The sequence below is a fragment of the Pseudomonas sp. HP_14 genome (assembly GCF_055283875.1).
Genome location: NZ_JBTOQI010000045.1, coordinates 145780 through 163921 on the forward strand (window position 1 = coordinate 145780; position 18142 = coordinate 163921).

At 54.7% G+C, this 18142-nt stretch carries 17 protein-coding genes; all 17 read left to right on the top strand.

All coding sequences use genetic code 11. The features are described from left to right. Window positions 1-15 precede the first annotated feature (15 nt). The 17 genes from ACYASS_RS24950 to ACYASS_RS25030 all read left to right on the top strand — a co-directional run bounded on the left by ACYASS_RS24950 (window position 16) and on the right by ACYASS_RS25030 (window position 18134). On the top strand, window positions 16-807 hold the full coding sequence (locus tag ACYASS_RS24950; RefSeq protein WP_122667186.1) for a ParA family protein: 792 nt from the start codon (window positions 16-18) through the stop codon (window positions 805-807). A gap of 9 nt (window positions 808-816) precedes the next feature. Beyond that, window positions 817-1689: a ParB/RepB/Spo0J family partition protein gene (locus ACYASS_RS24955; protein ID WP_243244686.1), complete on the top strand. Its 873-nt coding sequence runs from the start codon at window positions 817-819 to the stop codon at window positions 1687-1689. A gap of 146 nt (window positions 1690-1835) precedes the next feature. Beyond that, window positions 1836-2243 (top strand): F0F1 ATP synthase subunit I, encoded by a 408-nt coding sequence (locus tag ACYASS_RS24960; RefSeq protein ID WP_463588088.1) that lies wholly within the window; start codon window positions 1836-1838, stop codon window positions 2241-2243. Window positions 2244-2259: 16 nt separating this feature from the next. Beyond that, complete coding sequence (gene atpB, locus ACYASS_RS24965; RefSeq protein WP_027901591.1) at window positions 2260-3129, top strand: F0F1 ATP synthase subunit A; 870 nt, start codon at window positions 2260-2262, stop codon at window positions 3127-3129. Window positions 3130-3276: 147 nt separating this feature from the next. Then, window positions 3277-3534 carry a F0F1 ATP synthase subunit C gene (gene atpE, locus ACYASS_RS24970; protein ID WP_002555987.1) on the top strand — a complete coding sequence of 86 codons (258 nt, stop codon included), beginning with the start codon at window positions 3277-3279 and terminating at the stop codon, window positions 3532-3534. Window positions 3535-3591: 57 nt separating this feature from the next. Beyond that, window positions 3592-4062, top strand: coding sequence for a F0F1 ATP synthase subunit B (locus ACYASS_RS24975; RefSeq protein WP_243244687.1), 471 nt, complete (start codon window positions 3592-3594; stop codon window positions 4060-4062). Window positions 4063-4074: 12 nt separating this feature from the next. Then, window positions 4075-4611 carry a F0F1 ATP synthase subunit delta gene (locus ACYASS_RS24980; protein WP_027901593.1) on the top strand — a complete coding sequence of 179 codons (537 nt, stop codon included), beginning with the start codon at window positions 4075-4077 and terminating at the stop codon, window positions 4609-4611. Between the two features lie 21 nt (window positions 4612-4632). Next, complete coding sequence (atpA, locus tag ACYASS_RS24985; protein ID WP_032628510.1) at window positions 4633-6177, top strand: F0F1 ATP synthase subunit alpha; 1545 nt, start codon at window positions 4633-4635, stop codon at window positions 6175-6177. 50 nt (window positions 6178-6227) lie between these two features. Then, window positions 6228-7088 (top strand): F0F1 ATP synthase subunit gamma, encoded by an 861-nt coding sequence (gene atpG / locus ACYASS_RS24990; RefSeq protein WP_087269415.1) that lies wholly within the window; start codon window positions 6228-6230, stop codon window positions 7086-7088. 27 nt (window positions 7089-7115) lie between these two features. Next, complete coding sequence (gene atpD, locus ACYASS_RS24995; protein ID WP_122667181.1) at window positions 7116-8495, top strand: F0F1 ATP synthase subunit beta; 1380 nt, start codon at window positions 7116-7118, stop codon at window positions 8493-8495. Window positions 8496-8539: 44 nt separating this feature from the next. After that, window positions 8540-8965 (top strand): F0F1 ATP synthase subunit epsilon, encoded by a 426-nt coding sequence (locus ACYASS_RS25000; RefSeq protein ID WP_027901597.1) that lies wholly within the window; start codon window positions 8540-8542, stop codon window positions 8963-8965. 115 nt (window positions 8966-9080) lie between these two features. Further along, window positions 9081-10448 carry a bifunctional UDP-N-acetylglucosamine diphosphorylase/glucosamine-1-phosphate N-acetyltransferase GlmU gene (glmU, locus tag ACYASS_RS25005; RefSeq protein ID WP_463588089.1) on the top strand — a complete coding sequence of 456 codons (1368 nt, stop codon included), beginning with the start codon at window positions 9081-9083 and terminating at the stop codon, window positions 10446-10448. A 314-nt stretch (window positions 10449-10762) separates the two neighbouring features. After that, the gene (locus tag ACYASS_RS25010) at window positions 10763-11530 is read left to right on the top strand and encodes a DeoR/GlpR family DNA-binding transcription regulator (protein ID WP_463588090.1); all 768 of its coding nucleotides are present in this window, start codon (window positions 10763-10765) and stop codon (window positions 11528-11530) included. Between the two features lie 10 nt (window positions 11531-11540). Further along, window positions 11541-13376 (top strand): glutamine--fructose-6-phosphate transaminase (isomerizing), encoded by a 1836-nt coding sequence (glmS, locus tag ACYASS_RS25015; protein WP_463588091.1) that lies wholly within the window; start codon window positions 11541-11543, stop codon window positions 13374-13376. Between the two features lie 281 nt (window positions 13377-13657). Then, complete coding sequence (locus tag ACYASS_RS25020; protein ID WP_054068352.1) at window positions 13658-14512, top strand: TnsA endonuclease N-terminal domain-containing protein; 855 nt, start codon at window positions 13658-13660, stop codon at window positions 14510-14512. Next, complete coding sequence (locus ACYASS_RS25025; protein WP_463588092.1) at window positions 14509-16677, top strand: Mu transposase C-terminal domain-containing protein; 2169 nt, start codon at window positions 14509-14511, stop codon at window positions 16675-16677. Before ACYASS_RS25020 ends, ACYASS_RS25025 begins: the two co-directional genes overlap by 4 nt. Next, window positions 16674-18134 (top strand): ATP-binding protein, encoded by a 1461-nt coding sequence (locus tag ACYASS_RS25030; protein ID WP_439852297.1) that lies wholly within the window; start codon window positions 16674-16676, stop codon window positions 18132-18134. The genes ACYASS_RS25025 and ACYASS_RS25030 overlap by 4 nt, the downstream gene beginning before the upstream one ends. The last annotated feature ends 8 nt before the right edge of the window (window positions 18135-18142 follow it).

Consider the following 18142-nt stretch of genomic DNA (forward strand, 5'->3'; position numbering starts at 1 on the left):
GGAACACAAGCACGCATGGCTAAGGTATTCGCGATTGCGAACCAAAAAGGTGGTGTGGGTAAAACCACCACCTGTATCAACCTCGCAGCATCGCTGGTCGCCACCAAGCGACGCGTACTGCTGATCGATCTGGATCCGCAAGGTAATGCCACGATGGGCAGTGGTGTGGATAAACACGCCCTTGAGCATTCGGTGTATGACCTGCTCATTGGTGAGTGCGATCTGAACCAGGCGATCCAGTTCTCCGAGCATGGCGGTTATCAATTGCTGCCTGCCAACCGCGACCTCACTGCAGCTGAAGTGAATCTTCTGGAAATGCAGATGAAGGAAAGCCGTCTGCGCAATGCGCTGGCGCCTATCCGCGAAAACTACGATTACATTTTGATTGATTGCCCGCCGTCCTTGTCGATGCTGACATTGAACGCGCTGGTTGCTGCTGATGGGGTAATTATCCCCATGCAATGTGAATACTTTGCTCTGGAAGGTCTTAGCGACCTTGTGGATAACATCAAACGCATCGGTGAATTGCTCAATCCTGCGCTGAAAATCGAGGGGTTGCTGCGCACCATGTATGACCCGCGGTTGAGCCTGATCAACGACGTGTCTGCGCAACTCAAAGAGCATTTCGGCGAACAGCTGTACGACACTGTAATCCCGCGCAACATCCGTCTGGCCGAGGCACCGAGTTTCGGGATGCCCGTTCTGGCCTATGACAAGAGTTCGCGCGGTGCACTGGCCTACCTTGCTTTGGCAGGGGAAATGGTTCGTCGTCAACGGCGCGGTTCGCGCACAGCTCAGCCAACTTAAGGAAACCCCATGGCCGTCAAGAAAAGAGGTCTCGGACGTGGGCTGGACGCACTTCTGAGCAGTCCAACCGTCAGCTCCCTCGAAGAACAAGCCGTGAAGGCCGATCAGCGTGAACTGCAGCACATTCCGCTGGACCTGATTCAGCGCGGCAAGTATCAGCCGCGTCGCGACATGGATCCTCAGGCGCTTGAAGAGCTCGCTCAATCGATCAAGGCCCAGGGCGTAATGCAGCCGATTGTGGTGCGTCCAATTGGTGAAAACCGCTTTGAAATCATCGCAGGTGAGCGCCGTTGGCGTGCAAGCCAGCAGGCCTCCATGGAAACCATCCCGGCGATGGTGCGTGATGTGCCGGATGAAACCGCTATAGCGATGGCGCTGATCGAGAACATTCAACGCGAAGACCTCAATCCCATTGAGGAGGCGGTCGCTTTACAGCGTCTTCAGCATGAGTTCCAGCTCACTCAGCAACAAGTTGCCGATGCTGTCGGCAAATCGCGGGTGAGTGTTGCCAACCTGCTGCGCCTGATCGCGCTGCCGGATGTGATCAAAACCATGCTTTCCCACGGCGACCTGGAAATGGGTCACGCTCGTGCATTACTCGGTCTGCCGGAAGATCGGCAGGTTGAAGGGGCGCGACATGTTGTCGCACGAGGCCTGACGGTTCGCCAGACAGAAGCGCTTGTGCGTCAATGGTTGAGTGGAAAACCTGCTGCCGCCGAGCCAGTGAAGACCGATCCGGATATCAGCCGCCTTGAACAGCGTCTGGCCGAGCGGCTGGGCTCTGCGGTGCAAATTCGTCATGGGCAGAAGGGTAAAGGGCAGTTGGTGATCCGGTATAACTCACTGGATGAGCTGCAAGGGGTGCTCGCCCACATCCGCTGAAACAATTGCACTGTAGCGTGTGATCGGAAATCACTACCTGAAGGTTGAATAGGGGCTGAACCGCCCCTATACTCTGCGCGCATTTTGTCGGCACAAATTATGCCAAGTTATTGATTTTGGCGGCCGACGCACGAGGAGCAGGAGTGATGGAAACACGCATGCCAAACCGCTTGCCGTTCCATCGACTGGCGGTTTTCCCGGTACTGCTGGCTCAATTTATAGTCCTGCTGCTGTCAGCCTTGGCGCTGTGGCAGTGGCATGGAGTCGTAGCAGGATATTCAGGGCTGTGCGGAGGCCTGATAGCCTGGCTGCCCAATTTGTACTTTGCTCATAAGGCTTTCCGGTTTTCCGGGGCTAGAGCAGCGCAAGCCATTGTCCGGTCATTCTATGCCGGCGAGGCGGGCAAACTGATTTTTACGGCAGTGCTTTTTGCATTGACCTTTGCAGGTGTGAAGCCATTGGCGCCGATTGCTGTATTCGGCGTGTTCATGTTGATCCAGGTGGTCAATTGGTTCGCTCCCCTGCTGATGAGAACAAGACTTTCGAGACCTTAGGGCGTTTGAGGCACACATGGCAGAGCAAACAGCTTCGGGCTATATCCAGCACCACTTGCAGAACCTGACCTTCGGTCAGCTACCAGATGGCGGCTGGGGTTTCGCCCACACCGCGGCAGAAGCGAAGGAAATGGGCTTTTGGGCTTTCCACGTCGATACTCTCGGCTGGTCTGTTGCCTTGGGTCTGATTTTCGTCCTGATTTTCCGTATGGCGGCCAAGAAGGCGACTTCCGGTCAACCAGGCGCGCTGCAAAACTTTGTTGAAGTGCTGGTCGACTTCGTCGACGGCAGCGTGAAAGACAGCTTCCATGGCCGTAGCCCGGTGATTGCACCGCTGGCGCTGACCATTTTCGTCTGGGTGTTCCTGATGAACGCCGTCGACCTGGTTCCTGTTGACTGGATTCCTCAGTTGGCGATCCTGATTTCGGGCGATTCGCACATTCCTTTCCGCGCTGTTTCGACCACTGACCCTAACGCCACTCTGGGCATGGCTCTGTCGGTCTTCGCGCTGATCATTTTCTACAGCATCAAGGTCAAGGGTATCGGCGGTTTCATCGGCGAACTGACCCTGCACCCATTCGGCAGCAAGAACATTTTTGTTCAGGCGCTGTTGATTCCGGTGAACTTCCTGCTTGAATTCGTGACTCTGATCGCCAAACCGATCTCGTTGGCACTGCGTCTGTTCGGCAACATGTATGCGGGCGAACTGGTGTTCATCCTGATCGCCGTCATGTTCGGCAGCGGCCTGCTCTGGCTCAGCGGCCTGGGTGTGGTTCTGCAATGGGCGTGGGCTGTATTCCACATCCTGATCATCACCTTGCAGGCATTCATCTTCATGATGCTGACCATCGTGTACCTGTCGATGGCTCACGAAGATAACCATTAAGACTCGCCTGGCGCGTCTGGATGTACCTCTCGCTCCGGCGAGAGGAGGCCGCAAGCGGGTAACCGCAAGGGCTGATGTAAAACGATTTGTTTTACCGCTTTAATCTAAGAAAACCTAACCAATACGACGTAAAAGTCGGGAGGAAAGATGGAAACTGTAGTTGGTCTAACCGCTATCGCTGTTGCACTGTTGATCGGCCTGGGCGCACTGGGTACTGCAATCGGCTTCGGCCTGTTGGGCGGCAAATTCCTGGAAGGCGCTGCTCGCCAACCAGAAATGGTTCCAATGCTGCAGGTTAAAATGTTCATCGTTGCCGGTCTGCTCGACGCCGTAACCATGATCGGTGTTGGTATCGCTCTGTTCTTCACCTTTGCGAACCCCTTCGTTGGTCAACTCGCTGGCTAATCTCTCGATTCTTCGAGGTGATTGGTGTGATGGACAACGAACGAGCGAGGTGTTGGCGTGAACATTAATGCAACCCTGATTGGCCAGTCCGTTGCGTTCTTCATTTTTGTGCTGTTCTGCATGAAGTACGTTTGGCCTCCGGTCATTACGGCTTTGCACGAACGTCAGAAGAAGATCGCGGATGGACTGGACGCTGCCAGCCGAGCAGCTCGCGACCTGGAGTTGGCCCAAGAGAAAGTGGGTCATCAACTGCGCGAAGCTAAAGCTCAGGCAGCCGAAATCATTGAGCAAGCCAAGAAACGCGGTACTCAGATTGTCGACGAAGCCCGTGAACAGGCCCGTGTCGAAGCTGACCGTGTGAAGGCTCAGGCTCAGGCCGAGATCGAGCAGGAACTGAACGGTGTCAAAGACGCGCTGCGCGCCCAATTGGGTAGCCTGGCAGTTGGCGGTGCTGAGAAGATCCTGGGTGCCACAATCGATCAAAACGCGCACGCGGAGCTGGTTAACAAACTGGCTGCTGAAATTTAAGCGAGGGCGATCATGGCAGAACTGACCACGTTGGCCCGACCTTACGCTAAGGCAGCCTTCGAGCACGCCCAGGCCCACCAGCAACTGGCCAATTGGTCAGCCATGCTCGGCCTGGCTGCAGCGGTGTCGCAAGACGACACCATGCAGCGCGTACTCAAGGCCCCGCGACTGACGAGCGCAGACAAGGCCACCACTTTTATTGAAGTGTGTGGCGACAAGTTCGATGCCAAGGCACAGAATTTCATCCATGTCGTTGCTGAAAACGACCGTCTCCCGCTTCTGCCGGAGATCGCCGAACTGTTCGACCTGTATAAGGCTGAGCAGGAAAAATCGGTCGATGTGGATGTCACCAGTGCTTTTGCATTGAACCAAGAACAGCAAGACAAACTCGCCAAGGTTCTCAGTGCACGGCTCGGCCGGGAAGTGCGCCTGCACGCTGCGGAGGATGCCACCCTTATCGGTGGTGTCGTAATCCGCGCCGGCGACCTGGTTATCGATGGCTCAGTTCGCGGCAAACTCGCGCAACTAGCCGAAGCATTGAAATCTTGAGTTTGAAGGGGCAGCAGAGCAATGCAGCAACTCAATCCTTCCGAAATAAGTGAAATCATCAAGGGTCGCATCGACAAGCTCGATGTAACCTCCCAAGCCCGTAACGAAGGCACTGTCGTCAGCGTATCTGACGGCATCGTGCGGATTCACGGTCTGGCCGACGTAATGTACGGCGAGATGATCGAGTTTCCGGGCGGCGTCTACGGTATGGCGCTGAACCTTGAGCAAGACTCTGTAGGTGCTGTAGTACTGGGCGCATACACGACTCTGGCAGAAGGCATGAGCGCCAAGTGCACTGGCCGCATCCTCGAAGTTCCGGTTGGTAAGGAACTGCTGGGTCGCGTAGTCGACGCACTGGGTAATCCAGTTGACGGCAAAGGTCCGCTGAACAACACCGAGACCGATGCGGTCGAGAAAGTTGCTCCAGGCGTGATCTGGCGTAAGTCGGTAGACCAGCCTGTACAGACTGGCTACAAGGCTGTCGATGCCATGATTCCAGTCGGCCGTGGCCAGCGTGAGCTGATCATCGGTGACCGTCAGATCGGTAAAACCGCTCTGGCCATCGACGCAATCATCAACCAGAAAGACAGCGGCATCTTCTGCGTCTACGTTGCAATCGGTCAGAAACAATCGACCATCGCCAACGTTGTTCGCAAACTCGAAGAAAACGGCGCATTGGCTAACACCATCGTCGTGGCTGCAAGTGCTTCTGAATCCGCTGCGCTGCAATTCCTTGCACCGTACTCGGGTTGCACCATGGGTGAATTCTTCCGCGACCGCGGTGAAGACGCGCTGATCGTTTATGACGATCTGTCCAAGCAAGCAGTGGCTTACCGCCAGATTTCCCTGCTGCTGCGCCGTCCACCAGGCCGTGAAGCTTACCCAGGCGACGTGTTCTATCTCCACTCCCGTCTGCTGGAGCGCGCATCGCGTGTTTCCGAAGAGTACGTAGAGAAGTTCACCAACGGCGCAGTAACCGGCAAAACCGGTTCCCTGACCGCATTGCCGATCATCGAAACTCAGGCTGGCGACGTTTCCGCGTTCGTTCCGACCAACGTGATTTCCATCACTGACGGTCAGATCTTCCTGGAATCGGCCATGTTCAACTCTGGCATCCGTCCAGCAGTTAACGCCGGTGTTTCGGTATCCCGTGTGGGTGGTGCCGCTCAGACCAAGATCATCAAGAAGCTCTCCGGTGGTATCCGTACCGCTCTGGCTCAGTACCGTGAACTGGCAGCATTCGCCCAGTTTGCTTCTGACCTGGACGAAGCGACCCGTAAGCAACTTGAGCATGGTCAGCGCGTTACCGAGCTGATGAAGCAGAAGCAATACGCACCAATGTCGATTGCTGACATGGCGCTGTCGCTGTATGCCGCTGAGCGTGGGTTCCTGACCGACATCGAAATCGCCAAGATCGGTAGCTTTGAACAAGCGCTGATTGCTTACTTCAACCGCGATCACGCCGATTTGATGGCGAAGATCAACGTGAAGGGTGACTTCAATGACGAAATCGACGCTGGCATGAAAGCCGGTATCGAGAAGTTCAAGGCCACCCAAACCTGGTAAGCCGCAGCGGGGGCCGAAAGGCTCCCGCTTGCTAACCTGATAGGTGTTACATGGCAGGCGCAAAAGAGATTCGCAGCAAGATTGCGAGCATCAAAAGCACGCAAAAGATCACCAGCGCCATGGAAAAAGTGGCGGTCAGCAAAATGCGCAAGGCTCAAATGCGCATGGCTGCTAGCCGTCCTTACGCGGAGCGCATCCGCCAGGTGATTGGTCATCTGGCCAACGCTAACCCGGAATACCGCCACCCGTTCATGGTCGAGCGCGCTGTAAAGCGTGTCGGTTATGTCGTAGTGAGCAGTGACCGTGGTCTGTGCGGTGGCTTGAATACCAACCTGTTCAAGGCTCTGGTCAAGGACATGGCGGTAAACCGTGAAAACGGCGTAGAGATCGATCTGTGCGTGGTTGGCAGCAAAGGTGCGGCATTTTTCCGCAACTTCGGCGGTAACGTCGTCGCTGCGATCAGCCACTTGGGCGAAGAGCCGTCGATCAATGATTTGATCGGCAGCGTCAAGGTGATGCTGGATGCTTACCTGGATGGCCGTATTGATCGCCTGTCCGTGGTATCCAACAAGTTCATCAACACCATGACCCAGCAACCAACGGTTGAGCAGTTGATTCCGTTGGTGGCTACCCCGGATCAGAAACTCAAGCACCACTGGGACTATCTCTACGAACCCGATGCCAAAGAGCTGCTTGACGGCTTGATGGTTCGCTACGTTGAGTCGCAGGTGTACCAGGCGGTGGTCGAGAACAACGCAGCTGAACAAGCAGCGCGGATGATCGCGATGAAGAACGCCACAGATAACGCCGGTGATTTGATCAGTGATTTGCAGCTGATCTACAACAAGGCGCGTCAGGCAGCGATCACCCAAGAGATCTCGGAAATCGTCGGCGGCGCTGCCGCGGTTTAACGGTTCAAATATTAGAGGAACCAGCTAATGAGTAGCGGACGTATCGTTCAAATCATCGGCGCCGTGATCGACGTGGAATTCCCACGCGATAGCGTACCGAGCATCTACAACGCGCTGGAAGTTAAAAGCGCGGCAGGGACCACCCTGGAAGTTCAGCAGCAGCTGGGCGACGGCGTGGTTCGTACCATTGCGATGGGCTCCACCGAGGGCTTGAAGCGTGGTCTGGAAGTTGCAGACTCTGGCAAAGCCATCTCCGTACCAGTCGGTAAAGCGACTCTGGGCCGGATCATGGACGTGCTGGGCAACCCGATCGACGAAGCTGGCCCGATCGACACCGAAGAACGCTGGGGCATTCACCGTCCTGCGCCGTCCTTCGCTGAACAGGCTGGTGGCAACGATCTGCTGGAAACAGGCATCAAGGTTATCGACCTGGTTTGCCCGTTCGCCAAAGGCGGTAAAGTAGGTCTGTTCGGTGGTGCCGGTGTAGGCAAAACCGTAAACATGATGGAACTGATCCGTAACATCGCCATCGAGCACAGCGGTTATTCCGTGTTCGCCGGTGTGGGTGAGCGTACTCGTGAGGGTAACGACTTCTACCACGAGATGAAGGACTCCAACGTTCTGGACAAAGTGGCACTGGTTTACGGTCAGATGAACGAGCCGCCGGGTAACCGTCTGCGCGTAGCACTGACTGGCCTGACCATGGCCGAGAAGTTCCGTGACGAAGGTAACGACGTTCTGCTGTTCGTCGACAACATCTACCGTTACACACTGGCCGGTACTGAAGTATCCGCACTGCTGGGCCGTATGCCTTCCGCAGTAGGTTACCAGCCGACCCTGGCTGAAGAGATGGGCACTCTGCAAGAGCGCATCACTTCCACCAAAAACGGTTCGATCACTTCCATCCAGGCCGTATACGTACCAGCGGATGACTTGACTGACCCGTCGCCAGCGACCACGTTTGCCCACTTGGACGCAACCGTCGTACTGTCCCGTGACATCGCCTCCCTGGGTATCTACCCAGCGGTAGATCCACTGGATTCGACTTCGCGCCAGCTGGACCCGAACGTTATCGGCCAGGAACACTACGACACCGCTCGCGGCGTACAGTACGTGTTGCAGCGCTACAAAGAACTGAAGGACATCATTGCGATCCTGGGTATGGACGAGCTGTCGGAGACCGACAAACAGTTGGTTAACCGTGCTCGTAAGATCCAGCGCTTCCTGTCGCAACCGTTCTTCGTGGCTGAAGTCTTCACTGGTGCATCGGGTAAATACGTTTCCCTGAAAGACACCATTGCTGGCTTCAAAGGCATCCTCAACGGTGACTACGACCACCTGCCAGAACAAGCGTTCTACATGGTCGGCGGCATCGAAGAAGCGATCGAGAAAGCCAAGAAACTGTAATCCCAGCGCCTGGCAACGGGCGCTAATCAGGTCGAGGCAAGCAAATGGCTATAACAGTCCATTGCGATATCGTCAGCGCGGAAGGAGAAATTTTCTCCGGTCTGGTCGAGATGGTGATTGCGCACGGCAACCTGGGTGATATCGGTATCGCTCCAGGCCACGCGCCGCTGATCACTGATCTGAAACCAGGTCCGATCCGCTTGATCAAGCAGGGCGGAGCAGCGGAGGTGTTTTATATCTCCGGTGGTTTCCTCGAGGTTCAACCGAACATGGTCAAGGTGCTTGCCGACACTGTGCAACGTGCTGATGACCTGGACGAAGCCTCTGCTCAGGCAGCCGTAAAGGCAGCCGAGAAGGCCCTGAACGAAAAAGGCGCAGATTTCGATTACGGATCTGCAACTGCTCGTCTGGCCGAGGCCGCAGCTCAGCTGCGCACCGTTCAGCAAATTCGCAAGAAGTTTGGCGGTTAACCCGTCGCCTTCTGCGCGATTGAGAAAAAGGGTAGCCTCGGCTACCCTTTTTCTTTTTTCAGGATCAGCCGACGCTTGTGGATAAGTGACGCGGCGCGCCTCAGTTGGAAATCCCATGTCTCTCGATATCGTTATTCTCGCGGCAGGCCAAGGCACACGCATGCGCTCCGCACTTCCTAAAGTCCTGCACCCGGTTGCTGGCGACTCTATGCTGGGACATGTTATCCACAGCGCTCGGCAACTATCGCCTCAACGTATCCATGTGGTGATTGGCCATGGCGCGGATGTCGTACGTGAGCGCCTGGCTGCAGATGATCTGAATTTCGTCATGCAGGACAAGCAACTGGGCACTGGGCACGCCGTCGCTCAGGCGTTGCCGGAACTAAGCGCCGACACCGTACTGATCCTCTATGGAGATGTACCGCTGATTGAAGTTGAAACCCTTCAGCGTTTGCTGAAACAGGTCAATGCCGAACAACTGGGCTTGTTGACCGTCAACCTCGACGATCCCACCGGTTACGGCCGTATCGTGCGCGATGAGCAGAACCGTGTATGTGCGATCGTTGAACACAAAGACGCCACCGAAGCCCAGAAAGCTATAACCGAAGGCAACACCGGCATTCTCGCGGTCCCGGGCAAGCGCCTGGCTGACTGGCTGGGACGGTTATCGAACAACAATGCTCAAGGCGAGTATTACCTGACTGATGTGATTGCCATGGCAGTCAACGACGGTCTGGTGGTTGCCACTGAGCAGCCCCACGACGCTATGGAAGTCCAAGGCGCCAATGACCGTAAGCAACTAGCTGAGCTGGAGCGTCACTACCAGCTACGCGAAGCACGCCGTTTGATGGCGCAAGGGGTGACGTTGCGCGATCCAGCCCGTTTTGATGTACGCGGTGACGTGACAGTAGGGCGCGATGTGCTGATCGACATCAACGTCATCCTCGAAGGTCGGGTGGTCATTGAAGACGACGTGATCATCGGCCCCAACTGCGTGATCAAAGACAGTACCTTGCGCAAAGGCGTTGTGATCAAGGCTAACAGTCACCTCGATGGTGCCGTGATGGGCGAGGGCAGCGATGCCGGCCCATTCGCACGCTTGCGTCCTGGCAGTGTGCTGGGTACCAAAGCGCATGTGGGTAACTTTGTGGAGCTCAAGAATGCTCAGTTGGGCGAAGGCGTTAAAGCCGGTCATTTGACCTATCTGGGGGACACGGTGATTGGTGCTCGTACCAATATTGGCGCAGGCACCATTACGGTTAACTATGACGGGGTCAACAAACACAAGACCTTGATTGGTGAGGATGTATTCATCGGGTCCAACAACTCGTTGATCGCGCCGGTGACTATCGGCGACGGCTCCAACACTGCAGCGGGCTCGACCATCAATCTGAATGTGGATAAGTCGCAGCTGGCTGTTGCTCGCGCCCGTCAGCGCAATATTGATGGCTGGAAGCGCCCGGTGAAAATCAAGAAAGACTGAAGTTATCCACAACGTGGCTGATGATTCTCTATCGCTTGGCAGCGGTATATCGGCTACCACGCTATCTCTGTAGGAGCGAGCTTGCTCGCGATGGCGTCAGCACAGGCGATATCCTCATCGACTGCCAGACCGAATCGCGAGCAAGCTCGCTCCAACAGGTTCCGCGTTTGCTGCGCGACAACGCGACGCATACATGTCTAAATTCACCATTGATGTGATGCATTATAAATAGGCGTTGCATCAACCCTTGACGCCTTCCTTCGAATAGGTTTTGATTGCCTTCGTTATCTTACGAATCGAAACTTAAGTCAGCCATGTCGAAACGCAACACACCTCAAAGACGCCACAACATACTTGCATTGCTCAACGAGCAGGGCGAAGTGAGCGTGGACGAGCTGGCCAAGCGTTTCGAAACTTCTGAAGTTACGGTTCGCAAGGATTTGGCTGCACTCGAAAGTAATGGTTTGCTGCTGCGTCGCTATGGCGGTGCGGTCACGTTGCCTCAAGAACTGATCAGCGAAAGCTCACAGCCTGTCTCCAGGCACAAGCAAGCCATCGCCCGAGCCGCTGTTCAGCGCATTCGCGAGCATGCGAGGATCATCGTCGACAGTGGCAGCACCACTGCTGCTTTGATTCCCGAACTGGGCCAGCAGCCAGGCCTTGTAGTGATGACCAACTCCCTTCATGTGGCCAGCGCATTGAGCGAACTGGAGCATGAGCCTGTTCTGTTGATGACCGGTGGTACCTGGGACCCGCATTCGGAGTCTTTCCAGGGCCAGGTTGCTGAACAGGTGCTGCGTTCCTACGATTTTGATCAGTTGTTCATCGGTGCCGATGGCATCGACCTGTCTCGCGGTACGACCACCTTCAACGAATTACTGGGGCTGAGCCGGGTCATGGCTGAAGTGGCCCGTGAAGTAGTGGTGATGGTCGAGGCAGACAAAGTAGGTCGCAAGATACCCAATCTGGAGCTGCCCTGGAGCAGCATCCATACCCTGATTACTGATGATCGCCTGCCCGTCGAGGCACGCGAACAGATACAAGCCCGTGGCATAACCCTGATTTGTGCCGCTGTCAGCTAGGAGAGAACGTATGTGTGGAATTGTCGGCGCAGTCGCTGAACGCAACATCACCGCTATTTTGGTCGAAGGCCTCAAGCGTCTGGAATACCGTGGCTACGATAGTGCGGGCGTCGCGGTGTTCAGCAATGCAGGTGTGCTTGATCGTCGCCGTCGCTCCGGCAAGGTGAGCGAGCTGGAACAGGCGCTCGCTGGTGAGCCGTTGCTGGGCCGTCTTGGCATTGCCCACACCCGTTGGGCCACCCACGGTGCGCCCTGCGAACGTAATGCCCACCCGCATTTTTCCGGCGACGAACTGGCAGTTGTCCACAACGGCATCATCGAGAACCACGAAGTGCTGCGCGAGCGCCTCAAAGGTCTCGGCTATGTATTCGTTTCCGACACCGATACCGAAGTCATCGTCCACCTGCTGCACCACAAGCTTAAAGACACACCTGACCTGACTGTCGCGCTCAAAGCTGCGGTCAAGGAACTGCACGGCGCCTATGGCCTTGCGGTCATCAGCGCCAAACAGCCTGATCGACTATTGGCTGCTCGCAGTGGCAGTCCTCTGGTGGTTGGCCTGGGCCTTGGGGAAAACTTCCTCGCGTCCGACCAAATGGCGCTGCGTCAAGTCACTGACCGCTTCATGTACCTGGAAGAAGGCGATATTGCCGAGATCCGTCGTGAGAGCGTGCAGATCTGGGCTGTGGATGGTTTGCCGGTTGAACGCGAAATCGTGCAATACCGTGAAGGCGCAGAAGCGGCTGATAAAGGCGAGTTCCGCCACTTTATGCTCAAGGAAATCCACGAGCAGCCAAAAGTTGTGCAGCGCACGCTTGAAGGCCGTCTTGGCCAGCAACAAGTATTGGTGCAGGCATTTGGTCCGCAAGCAGCCGAGTTGTTCGCCAAAGTACGTAACGTGCAAATCGTTGCCTGCGGTACCAGTTACCACGCGGGCATGGTTGCGCGTTACTGGCTGGAAGGATTGGCAGGCATTCCATGTCAGGTAGAAGTTGCCAGTGAGTTCCGTTATCGCAAGGTAGTGGTACAGCCGGACACGCTTTTCGTCTCCATCTCGCAGTCCGGCGAAACCGCCGACACCCTGGCCGCACTGCGTAACGCCAAGGAACTGGGCTTCCTGGCCAGCCTCGCGATCTGTAACGTCAGCATCAGCTCGCTGGTTCGCGAGTCCGACCTGACGTTGTTAACCCAGGCGGGGCCGGAGATCGGTGTGGCCTCGACCAAGGCTTTCACTACTCAGTTGGTGGCTCTGTTGCTGCTCACGCTGTCGTTGGGGCAGGTGCAAGGCACATTGGCTGAAGGCATTGAAGCCGAGCTGGTTGAAGAACTACGTCGTCTGCCTACTCGTCTGGGCGAAGCGTTGGCGATGGATAGCACGGTCGAGAAAGTCGCCGAGTTGTTCGCCGAGAAGAATCACACCCTGTTCCTGGGCCGTGGCGCTCAGTTCCCGGTGGCCATGGAAGGTGCGCTCAAACTCAAAGAGATCTCCTACATCCACGCCGAAGCCTATCCGGCGGGTGAGCTCAAGCATGGTCCGTTGGCGTTGGTCGACAGCGATATGCCGGTAGTGACCGTTGCACCGAACAACGAGCTGCTGGAAAAGCTGAAATCCAACCTGCAGGAAGTCCGCGCCCGTGGTGGTGAACTGATTGTTTTCGCTGACGAACAGGCCGGCATGAGTAATGGCGAAGGCACCCACGTCATCGCGATGCCGCACATCGTTGACGCCTTGGCACCGATCCTCTACACCATCCCGCTGCAACTGCTTTCGTACTATGTGGCGGTGTTGAAGGGCACGGATGTGGACCAGCCGCGTAACTTGGCCAAATCGGTGACTGTGGAATAAGGTTATCCACAGGGACGGTTTGGTTGGTTTTCAACAATAAAGATTGACACAAAACAATAAAGTTTGACACGCACGAACATAGATTGACACAAGGCTCAAACCCCCGTATCTACGGGGGTTTTCCTTTCCAGGCTTTCCCTTTGGTCTGGATTCATCGCTTCAACTTTCAGCGGGTGTAGTCTGGAAAATGTTTTGAATGCGGCCGCTTTGGCGGTCGTGTCCTTCTACGACTTTTTCTCGACGCGAGGTGAAGCGGTCCGCATCGACTGAGGAGGCGTGGGTTGCGAGGTCGTAAATTTGCATCACAGCAGGACATTGAACGGCACATTGCAAATGGATTTGGCGAAGGCGCCGGGGCAAGCTACGTGCCTTGGCTGCGGGTACAAGATGTCCCGTCGATAGGTCGTTCGCACAAGATTCAAGGTGTGAAGATCGAGAGGATTCATCACCTCCTGTCAGATCTCGAGCGTTCCTACTTCCTTGTGTGTGAATTTTCTGAAGACGTCGTGGATATCCGGGAGCAATACCCTTTACTACCCACAGAGCGTGCGCAAGCGATAGCGTCGGCGATCGATGTACGCTATCCAAGATACCCTAGAACAACACTGCCTTATGTGATGACAACAGACTTCCTGTTAACTGTTAAGGACCCGAGCGGAAACTTCAAATCGGTAGCTAGGACGGTGAAGTATCGTTCCGATTTAATTGGCAACGGAAGTAAAAGAACGCTTGAAAAACTTGAAATTGAAAAGCGTTTTTGGGAAAGCCAAGGTGTTGATTGGAAAATCGTAACAGACGAGTTTTTTACACGAGATTTGATTAAAAATCTTGGACTAATCAGGAGGTACTCGAAGCTCTCTCGTGATTTAATGAAAGCGCCGTTGCATTCGAATTTTATCGAGTGCCTTGTAAACAGCCGGGAATATTCGTGGACCTTGGCCACCTGTCTAAGAAAAACAGCATCACTTTTGTCCATTTCCTATATAGACGCTCAAGCGATTTTCTTTCATCTGGTTTGGAACAAGATACTGAAAATCGATTTGGTTAACACTCCTCTCCACCTTACTGGTCTAGTTCCTGGCTTCGAAGTTTCACCGAGCCCTGTCCAAGTATCGTTGAAGGAGAAAATGTCATGACTGTTCTCGTTAATGACGTTTTCGAGCCTGTAACCGATCTGTCGGTCATTGCTACGATAGCCAGGCTCCTTTATCAGGATGAAACGCATGACTTAGCAGTTTTGATGGATCTAGCTGACCCACCCCGGCAGCCGTACGCGGTTGGTCTGGAGGAGCTGCGTCGCTCGATAGCGTCTGGTCACACCAAACCAGCAGCCATCACCACGCCCGAGTTTATGCTTGTGCTTGAGGAACAGTTGGATGAGAGAGCCAAGCAAGGCCGGGACGAAAAGTGGGCCGTCATCGCCCCTCTATTAGATCCTGAATACCCGGGACAAATATTTGTACGAGGTGAGTTAGGCCGGCTTGTTAGCAGACGGGCGTCAGAGCTCGGAATCCAGCGGAAAACGATCTATCGGCTTCTTTACCGATATTGGTTTTATGGTCAAGTTCGCAACTCATTGCTTAATAATTATACGGCGGTAGGTGTTGCCGATAGAAAATATGATCCGAGCAGGCCACCAGGGCGAAAGCCTAAATTTCAAGGCGTTCTTACTTCGCCTTCCAAGATGCTCAGTGCGGTTGATAAACGATGCATCCGTGTTGGATATGCTCTTTATGTAAGAGATAAGAAATCTTCCATTTCGAGCGCATATGACGAAATGTTGAGACGATTTTACTCAGTCCGAGACATCTCTAAAAACAGTGAAGAAGAGCTTCGTTTGTTGCCTGGTTCAGAACTCCCCAGCTTGAGGCAGTTCCAATATTGGGGACAGATTTTTTTCGACGAGATTGCAACCGAGCGTGGCCGTAAAGGATTGAGGAGATGGTTAAAGGACTGCCGTCCGCTTTCAGGTACCGTTCGCGATTGGCTGCGTGGACCCTGTCATCAGTTCGAGATCGACGCGACTATTGCCGATATTTATTTGGTCAACAGCTACTCCAGGCGGATGCTCATTGGCCGGCCCGTAGTGTATATCGTTGTGGATAGCTTCTCCGGAATGATTGCTGGTCTCTATGTAGGATTGGAGGGCCCTAGTTGGAATGGGGCCAGGCAAGCGCTGTTCAACGCGTTTACCTCCAAAGTCGAGTTCTGCGCTCAGAACGGCGTCGAAATCAATGCAGATGATTGGAATTGTCACCACCTGCCCCACCAGATTTACGCCGACCGAGGAGAGATGCTGTCACTCGCAGCAGAGGGGCTATCGTCAGGATTGGGAATTGAGATGGGCACTGCTCCGCCTTATCGGCCGGATTGGAAGCCTATGGTGGGAAGTCGGTTTGGCATTTTGAATGATTTGACGGGTATCAGATGGCTACCTGGCGGGGTAGCAGCGCGAGACAAAGAGCGAGGCGAGCGAGATTACCGGCTCGATGCCACGCTGAATCTCAAAGAGTTCACCCAAATTCTCATCAAGTGCGTACTCCACTATAACGGGCACCATCGACAGCCTGAACGACTGACGCAGGCGATGATGAATGACGGCGTTGAACCTACACCCAACGGGATATGGAATTGGGCCTGCGACAAGGACGTGATCGAATCCAACAAACGTCCTGACGAGCTGGTTTACCTCCATCTCTTGCCTCGCGAGCGCGCGACCGTTCAAAAGGGTGGGGTTATGTTTCGCGGCATGCACTACGTGTGTGATATGGCCATAGAAAAAGATTGGTTTGCCAAGGCTCGCAAAGGGGGCGTTTGGTCAATAGAGTGTTGGTTCGATCCGAACTCGGCGGCACACATTTGGATTCAGGGAGAGGCCAAGCAGTTTATCCGTTGTGATCTTCGACGATCGGATGCCGGTTACGCGAATTACCGCTCGGACGAGATTTTTGATCTGCTCGAAGCCTATCGCCAAAAACCGCCTACTCGCCGGCGAGCCGAGCTGGAAAGCCGTGTGCAGCTTAGCGATCAGGTCCACCAGATCATCAGTCATGCACTCGCAGAACGAAAACTGGAACCTGCTCCGCCCACCAAGGCAGAGGCCACTGGAAACATCCGCGAGAACCGCGCAGAAGAACGTCTCCGTGAGCGTGAAAATGCGGTTGTTCCTGAAGGCGTTAGGGCGGAGCCAGCTTCACTTCAATCTGAATTGACACCGAAGGCGCATGATTCATATGCCGGCGAGCGCACTGCGCAGGTTATCGATTTGCTCAAAAGAATTCGGCCAGGACAGGCAAAATGAAAGGTGCACAGACGTTTGCCAATTACGTCAGACAGGACATTAGTGAGTATGCGGGTAACCCGCTTATCGAAGCTTTGCCTCCGATATTGTCGGAGGCGGCGGCTGTTGAGCTGATCTCGAATTTTCCTCAGCCGGTGGATCCGAAAGAGCTGACGCTCGAAGGAGCCACTCGAATTCACTGTATCGACCGGCTAAGAACCGTGGTACAGCCGTTTTTGCTACATCTGGAACTGGAGGCCCTGTTCTCACTGCTCATTCGTCGAGGGTATGTTGGGCGTAACCCGATGTCGCCCGCTACCGTCCGGCATTTGCATTCTTTATCTGGGGCTCAGCGTTACCACGATGCGTTCAAGTCCACTGCAGAAACGTTTACCGTCGTTGGCCTGAGCGGCATTGGCAAGTCAACGGCACTCCACGCCATTTTGAGCCTTTATCCACAGACAATCCGTCATGAGCGCTATGAGGGAAAGCAGTTTGTTCATACCCAAATCACATGGCTGAAGCTTGACTGCCCTCGGGATGGATCGCTGGCTGGATTTTGTCAGCAGTTTTTTTATGCGGTGGGTGACGCTCTAGGGGACAAGGATTATCACAAGCGCTACAGGCATCGAAACATCAATGATGCGCTGCAACAGATGGAGCAGGTGGCCAGCACGTTTTTCATAGGCGCCTTATTGATCGACGAGCTGCAAAACCTCCACCTGGCGAAAACCGGTGGTAAGGAGAGCATGCTGAATTTTTTTCTGCATTTGGTAAATAACATTGGGATCCCGGTCGTTTTCAGTGGCACGAATTCGACGATTAGCCTGTTCTCAGAAGCCATGCGGACTGCCCGCCGAGTCTGTGGTGCCGGCACGCTCGAATTCAAACGATTCGAAAAGGATGATGAGGAGTGGCGGTTGTTGGTCGAAAACCTCTGGAGCTATCAGTGGTGCAAGCAGACTGCTGAGCTGACCGCCGAGATTTTTGACACGCTGTATGAGCACACTCAAGGCGTCACAGATTTCCTGGTCAAGCTGCTGGTATTGAGTCAGCGTTATGCGGTCCAGAGTGGCTCGGAGTGTTTGACTGCTGAGATCCTGGTGAAGGTAAGCAACTCAAAAATGCAGATTCTAAAGCCAGCCCTTTCAGCTCTGCGTAGCCGAGATCCGAAGCGGATGCGACAGTTCGACGATTTGCTGCCGATCGAGGATCAGCTGAGCGAAATGATGGTCTTCGATGGTTTGGCACGAGAGGATCGCCTTGCCTTGCTTCGAAGCGTTGTATCCCGTGAGAAGCCGGCAGACCCATCTCCAAACATTCTTGCGAAAGACCATCCATCGCCGATTGCTACTGCTGTGGAAAACTCAGAGGCTAAAGCGCTTAGCGAACATGACGCTCCTCTCGAAGCTCTGCGCGCTTCGGGCTGGCTCAACGAGGACCTTTTTGAGTTCTCACCGATGTATCACAAAGCGTGAGTCGGAGG

Excerpts from the sequence above, each read along its gene's own strand:
- ACYASS_RS24950 (WP_122667186.1), top strand. The coding sequence starts at position 16 with ATGGCTAAGGTATTCGCGATTGCGAACCAAAAAGGTGGTGTGGGTAAA.
- ACYASS_RS24955 (WP_243244686.1), top strand. The coding sequence starts at position 817 with ATGGCCGTCAAGAAAAGAGGTCTCGGACGTGGGCTGGACGCACTTCTG.
- ACYASS_RS24960 (WP_463588088.1), top strand. The coding sequence starts at position 1,836 with ATGGAAACACGCATGCCAAACCGCTTGCCGTTCCATCGACTGGCGGTT.
- atpB (WP_027901591.1), top strand. The coding sequence starts at position 2,260 with ATGGCAGAGCAAACAGCTTCGGGCTATATCCAGCACCACTTGCAGAAC.
- atpE (WP_002555987.1), top strand. The coding sequence starts at position 3,277 with ATGGAAACTGTAGTTGGTCTAACCGCTATCGCTGTTGCACTGTTGATC.
- ACYASS_RS24980 (WP_027901593.1), top strand. The coding sequence starts at position 4,075 with ATGGCAGAACTGACCACGTTGGCCCGACCTTACGCTAAGGCAGCCTTC.
- atpA (WP_032628510.1), top strand. The coding sequence starts at position 4,633 with ATGCAGCAACTCAATCCTTCCGAAATAAGTGAAATCATCAAGGGTCGC.
- atpG (WP_087269415.1), top strand. The coding sequence starts at position 6,228 with ATGGCAGGCGCAAAAGAGATTCGCAGCAAGATTGCGAGCATCAAAAGC.
- atpD (WP_122667181.1), top strand. The coding sequence starts at position 7,116 with ATGAGTAGCGGACGTATCGTTCAAATCATCGGCGCCGTGATCGACGTG.
- ACYASS_RS25000 (WP_027901597.1), top strand. The coding sequence starts at position 8,540 with ATGGCTATAACAGTCCATTGCGATATCGTCAGCGCGGAAGGAGAAATT.
- glmU (WP_463588089.1), top strand. The coding sequence starts at position 9,081 with ATGTCTCTCGATATCGTTATTCTCGCGGCAGGCCAAGGCACACGCATG.
- ACYASS_RS25010 (WP_463588090.1), top strand. The coding sequence starts at position 10,763 with ATGTCGAAACGCAACACACCTCAAAGACGCCACAACATACTTGCATTG.
- glmS (WP_463588091.1), top strand. The coding sequence starts at position 11,541 with ATGTGTGGAATTGTCGGCGCAGTCGCTGAACGCAACATCACCGCTATT.
- ACYASS_RS25025 (WP_463588092.1), top strand. The coding sequence starts at position 14,509 with ATGACTGTTCTCGTTAATGACGTTTTCGAGCCTGTAACCGATCTGTCG.
- ACYASS_RS25030 (WP_439852297.1), top strand. The coding sequence starts at position 16,674 with ATGAAAGGTGCACAGACGTTTGCCAATTACGTCAGACAGGACATTAGT.